The 5650-nt window shown below is 53.3% G+C and carries 7 protein-coding genes; all 7 read left to right on the top strand.

The genetic code is table 11. The features are described 5' to 3' along the window. The first annotated feature begins 185 nt into the window (after positions 1 to 185). The 7 genes from ACTO17_RS19410 (at position 186) to ACTO17_RS19380 (ending at position 5253) form a co-directional block, all read left to right on the top strand. Positions 186 to 782: a hypothetical protein gene (locus ACTO17_RS19410; RefSeq protein ID WP_482559080.1), complete on the top strand. Its 597-nt coding sequence runs from the start codon at positions 186 to 188 to the stop codon at positions 780 to 782. Between the two features lie 11 nt (positions 783 to 793). After that, the gene (locus ACTO17_RS19405) at positions 794 to 1732 is read left to right on the top strand and encodes a DUF4316 domain-containing protein (RefSeq protein WP_482559079.1); all 939 of its coding nucleotides are present in this window, start codon (positions 794 to 796) and stop codon (positions 1730 to 1732) included. Then, the gene (locus tag ACTO17_RS19400; RefSeq protein ID WP_482559078.1) at positions 1732 to 2433 is read left to right on the top strand and encodes a hypothetical protein; all 702 of its coding nucleotides are present in this window, start codon (positions 1732 to 1734) and stop codon (positions 2431 to 2433) included. The genes ACTO17_RS19405 and ACTO17_RS19400 overlap by 1 nt, the downstream gene beginning before the upstream one ends. Next, a complete protein-coding gene (locus tag ACTO17_RS19395; protein WP_482559077.1) occupies positions 2430 to 2774 on the top strand; it encodes a plasmid mobilization protein in 345 nt (114 codons plus the stop codon). The genes ACTO17_RS19400 and ACTO17_RS19395 overlap by 4 nt, the downstream gene beginning before the upstream one ends. 144 nt (positions 2775 to 2918) lie before the next feature. Beyond that, positions 2919 to 3209 carry a CD1845 family protein gene (locus ACTO17_RS19390; protein WP_288975932.1) on the top strand — a complete coding sequence of 97 codons (291 nt, stop codon included), beginning with the start codon at positions 2919 to 2921 and terminating at the stop codon, positions 3207 to 3209. A gap of 89 nt (positions 3210 to 3298) precedes the next feature. After that, positions 3299 to 3811 carry a DUF3849 domain-containing protein gene (locus ACTO17_RS19385; protein WP_482559076.1) on the top strand — a complete coding sequence of 171 codons (513 nt, stop codon included), beginning with the start codon at positions 3299 to 3301 and terminating at the stop codon, positions 3809 to 3811. Positions 3812 to 3843: 32 nt separating this feature from the next. Then, entirely contained in the window at positions 3844 to 5253 is a 1410-nt protein-coding gene (locus ACTO17_RS19380; RefSeq protein WP_482559075.1) for a relaxase/mobilization nuclease domain-containing protein, read from the top strand. The last annotated feature ends 397 nt before the right edge of the window (positions 5254 to 5650 follow it).

The following is a 5650-nucleotide window of genomic DNA, read 5'->3' as shown; positions in this document are numbered from 1 at the left end:
GGGAACAGCCGGTATCTGCCATCTTAACGGATATGTGGCAGCCGGCGGCAAAGCCTTCCGTCCGTAAGCAGCTAAAGAAACAGCCGGCGGCAAAAGCCGTCCGGCAGAAAACCAATCATCAACAGGAACGATAGGAGGCGGTTTATTTGAGTATCACAACAATCACGACAGAGGACCTTCGGCGCATGGAAGGCAAGGACGGCCTGATCTTGCAGGGCTGCGGAGGGGATTTGAAGGAATGGGTGGACGGGATCAACGACATGCTCACCGAGGCGGGGATCTTGAAGGACGGCAGTAAATTTGAGGATGTTTCCACTTTCCAGTATGGGGAGCTTACCTGCCTGCTCTACCCTTTCGAGGATGTAAAGCTGGATATAGGGAAACTTGCCGTGTGGCGGTTACAGACCCATGCGGATTTCGGGGGCACCTGGCTTTCCGACTTTGTGCCGAACCGGTTAGGCGGCTTTATCGGAGAACCTTCACCGGAGCCGGAAAAACCGGACTGTGCGCTGATCGGTCAGGACGGGAATGTCTTTAACCTGATCGGCATTGCCTCCCGGACCCTACGCAGGAACGGCATGGCGGAGCAGGCAAAGGAAATGTCGGACAGGGTGTTTGCCTCCGGGAGCTACCATGAGGCGCTGAACATTATCGGCGAGTATGTCAATATCACCTCTGTGGACGAACCGGATCGCAAACCCTCTGTCCGGCAGCGGATGAAGGAAACAAAGCCGGCGGAGCCTGACAGAAAGCAGAAACCGGCAAAGCAGCAGGAACGATAAGGAGGATCAGGATGGGAAAAGAAAAAGTATACGGCGTGTGGGCGGTCCGCAGCGGCGCTTCTATCTTCGGCCATGCCGAGGCGTGGTGCAAGGAGAACGGAAAGCCTTTGGAATTTGACTCCCGCAAGGCTGCGGAGGCTTACGCCGGGGAAATGAACAGCAGGACCAACGCCAATGTCCATTATTACGCACAGGAGAAGGACCCGGAGCCGGGCGCCGTCAGAAAGACTTCCGCACAGGCGCAGCCGGATTTGGATGCCCGTGCCCATGAGGAAGTGGCGCCGAGAAATGACGCGGCAGAAAAGCGGAACGAGATTCCCGGCAGACAGGTTATGCCGGAGACGGACCCATTAGTGGAAATCCGCTCTGCGGTCCACAGCAATTATGCGGGCATGGTCGCCATGCTGGGTGCAGATAACCGGGTGTATCTGGGGTGCGAGGAACGCTGCCACTGTCAGGATATGCAGGCGTCCTATTATGACAATCAGGACGGCTCCCTGTGCTTTGTCTGCGATCAGCCGGATATGTATTATTTTCTCTATGGGGAGGGCTGGGCGCATACCCAGGCGGAAATGCTGGAGCGTGGCCTTACCCTGCGCCAGTATGAGGAATTTGCAAGGCTTCGGGACGGCGTGCTCTCACAGTTTACGCCCCACAGGGAAATCCTGTTCGCCGGACAGTCCTTCCAGGCGCCGGAGAGTTATCTGCGTAATGCGGAGCTCTACGAGGAAGGACAGACCGGCAACTACAATATGCTGGATGGCCGGCTGGATAATGTGCCGCCGGAACGCCCGGACTTAACGGACGGCCAGACCTATGAGGAAATCCGGGAGCTTGCGCCGGAGACTTTGCCGGAGGAAAAGCCTTCCCTGATGGAGCGGCTGAAAGCGGAACGCCCGGAGCATGAGGTGAAACAGGCAGAGCCGCCCGTGCCGGAAAGGGAACGCTGATGGCGGCGGTAAAATTTGAGGGCGTGGACGTGCTGGACTTTCTGGGGCAGGTTGTAGAGCTGCACACGCAGCATTATAAGGACGATTTTAATATTGACAGGGAACTGATACAAAATCTTGCGGCCTGCAAAAATGGGGAGAATGAACAGCTTTTATGGATGTCCAGGACCTGCGGTACCTACTGTTTATGGGAAAGGGATGTCTACCTGCAGGACAGCCATGAAAATAAGGTGTGGCGGTTTTACCATGAGCAGACGAAAGATTCTATCCTGGCGTATGCAATCCGGCTGGACGGCATACAGGACGGGAAAGCCACCGGCTGTATCTGGCCTCTCGATTATCACGCCCACGTGGAACGGGTCAAGCTGCTGTCCTGTGCGATTGAAAAAGTATCGGTATTGTTCCAGGATGGTACACAGGCGGCTTTCCCCCATGATTCTTATATGCAGCAGATTAACATGTTTAAGGCAGAGCATGGAACTTCCAAATGTGTGGCCTGGCTGCCGGAAAGCGAACGGGAATTACAAACAATCCTGCGGCGGGAGCACGTTAAGCGGGATTACCATGCAAAGCCCGGTAATATCCAGGAATATATGGACAGCCTGAAAAAAGACACCCTGCGGGGAAAACTGGAAAAAGCAAAGTCGGCGGCCGCCTCCATCCCTAAAGCCCCCTCACATAAAAAGGAGCCGGAACGATGAAAGCCGGGAATAACAAAAAATCCGTCCGGGTGGAATTCGTCATGTCTGAACAGGAGGCGGAGCTGGTAAAGGGGCGCATGGCGGAACTCGGCATTACCAACCTCTCCGCATATCTGCGCAAGATGGCTGTGGACGGTTATATCATTCATTTGGATATGAGCGACATCCAGGAAATGATACGGCTCCTTCGTATCTGCTCCAATAACTTGAACCAGTACGCCAGACGCGCCAATGAGGCCGGGAGTATTTACGCCGCCGATGTGGAGGATCTGCGCACCCGTCTGGACGGCCTTTGGGACGGCATGGATAAGCTGCTTCGGAAATTTGCGAACATTTCGTAAACAGGAAGGAAGGCCGTTGATTTCCGCAGGCCGGCACGGTAAAATTTTAATGGAGGGGTAAATATGCTTCTCTTTGAAATACCCTTCGGGCATACATGGATGTCCTGAAAAAACGGACATGGGACTAGGAAAGGAGGCGGACGTATGCGTCTGATTGGCAAACTGCTGGCACTTCCCTTTGTAATGGTTACAGGGATTCTTTATCTGTTCTGCAAATTTCTTGTTGTGGTTTCCGGCGCCGTGCTGGGGATTCTGTCAGGGATCGTCTTTCTGGCGGCGCTGGCGCTGTTCTTCGCAGCCGGGTTCTGGCCGGGAATGTCCTGGCTGGTGATCGCGTTCCTTATCAGCCCATACGGTCTGCCGATGGCGGCGGCCTGGCTGGTCGGCATGATCGGCGGCGTAAATGGCGCCCTGAAAGATTTTATATTTGGTTAAACAGTTTTGGCGGGGCGCATTGGCAGCCCCGCCCTTTTTCTATAATTATGGCTGTCTGCCAGGGCAGCTTTTTGATTGGAGGGATTTCATTGAAAGACACAACGCCAATTTATTTTCACTCTGCCGCCTATGCGCATGAGCATGAGGAGCTGGACCAGTACCACGCTTCCCACAAAGCAAACATTGCGTGCAGGGAGGCAATCGAACAGGCCATAGCGGACAACTACCGGGACAACCGTTTAGGCATGGCATGTGTGCGGCAGGTCTTACAGCAGTTTGATCCTGGCCGGATTTTTTATGTCCTTTCCAACACGGTCCGGCAGAAAGATTACGACGGGCGTATTTCACGGGACAATAAAGCATGGGCGCAGACGGTCCCGGTCTGTGAGGATAAGGACGGTTTCGGATATGACCGGAATGTCTGCTTTGCCGTGGACCGCTGCAATCCCGGACTTACCGACCTGTTTCTCTCCCAAGCCAGACGGGAGTGTGCACCGGCCCAGGAACAGAAACCGTCCGTGCGTGACAGCCTGAATAAAAATGCCAAGCAGCAGACGGCGCACAGTGATAAATCAAAAGTGAATAAAGAGCCGGCACGGTAACAGGGAAAATTTCTCATTAAGGAGGTGAAGGGATGGCAACCACACGGCTCATGCCGCTACATGTCGGGAAAGGCCGGGATGTTTCCACGGCCATAGCGGACATCATTGACTATGTAAAGAATCCGCAGAAAACTGATTTTGGGAAATTCATTTATGGTTATGAGTGCGACACCCGGACTGCTGATGCGGAGTTCCTTTTATCCAAGCGCCAGTATGCGAACCTGACCGGACGTGACCGGGGCGCGGATGATGTGATTGCCTACCATCTCCGGCAGGCATTTAAGCCTGGCGAGGTCACGCCGGAAGAAGCGAACCGGATCGGGCGGGAGCTGGCATTGAAGCTCACCAAAGGAAACCATGCCTTTGTTGTCTGCACCCATGTGGATAAGCACCATGTCCATAACCACATCATTATCAATTCTACGACGCTGGACTGCCAGAAAAAATTCCGCAACTTCTGGGGCTCCGCATGGGCGATCCGGCGCATGAATGACAAGCTGTGCCTGGAGCATGGGCTTTCCATTGTGGAGAATCCGAAACCCAGCAGGGAGCATTACGGCACATGGATGGGAAATCAGAAACAGCCTTCCCGCCAGGAACGGCTGCGCTGGGCTATCGACGCTGCCCTGGAAGAAAAGCCGAAGGACTTTGAAGAACTTTTGAAAAAGCTGGAGGCGGCAGGGATCGAAGTCAACCGGGATCGAAAACACCTTCGCTTTCGCCTGTCGCCGGAAGATCGGTATACCCGGTGTGACACGCTGAAAGGCGACTATACCGAGCAGGCCATCAGGGAACGGATAGCAGGCACCCGGACGGTGGAACCCCGCCGTACCTCCCCACAAAAGCCGGTTTCCAAAGTCGGGTTGCTGGTGGATATTGAGGCGGCAATCCGTTCCGGCAAAGGTCCGGGATATGAACGCTGGGCGAAAGTGTTCAACTTAAAACAGCTCTCCCAGGCGGTGATCTGGCTCAAAGAGCATGGCGATATGAGCTATGAGGATTTGCAGAAAAAATCAAATGCCGCTACCGCCAACTTCAATGCGTTATCGGTACAGATCAAGGAACTGGAATCACAGATGGCCGCCAACGGGGAGCTGCAGAAACAGATCGTCAATTATGCCAAGACGCGGGCGGCCTATGTGGAGTACCGGAAAGCTGGGTACAGCAAAAAATTCCGTGCGGCGCATGAAACGGAAATCCTGCTGCACCAGGCGGCGAAGAAACATTTTGACGAGCTGGGGATCACAAAGCTGCCCTCCGTCAAGTCTCTGCGGGAGGAATATGCCGGACTTCTGGAGCAGAAACGGAAAGCCTATTCTTCTTACAAACAGGCCAGGGCTGACATGAAGGAACTCCATAATGTCCGGGCGAATGTGGAGCATTTGCTGGACATTCCCACTTGGCGGGAACCGCAGCGGAATACGCAGAAGTCACGGCAATAGGTTTCCTTCTGCTTTTGATTTTCAGCGTTCCAACGGAACGCGCAGCCATCACCGCAGGTGATGATCTCAGGGGTTTGGGGATATATCACCAACAAGCATTTTGGCAGGAATACCGGAAACGGATTCCTGCCAAAATACGCAATCTTACGGAAGATTGCATTGCTTGCCAGTAGTTTTAAGAGTCTTTGGCAGAGAATCTGTTTACAGTTGCCGCATTGAGAAACCTTTGATAACTGCCTATAATAAAATCATTATTTTGAGCTACTATAACAGAGAAATGAATGAAAAAAATAAATTTTTTTGCTCGTTGTAACATTTCGCGGACATTTGCCTGTTATACTATCTGAAAAAGATAAGGGGGATTGATATGGCAGCAGTAAAGACAGTATCTTTAACA

This window comes from Petralouisia sp. (assembly GCF_056822245.1).
The sequence above is the reverse complement of the archived record's forward strand: the minus strand, read 5'-3'. Positions and strand labels throughout refer to the sequence as shown.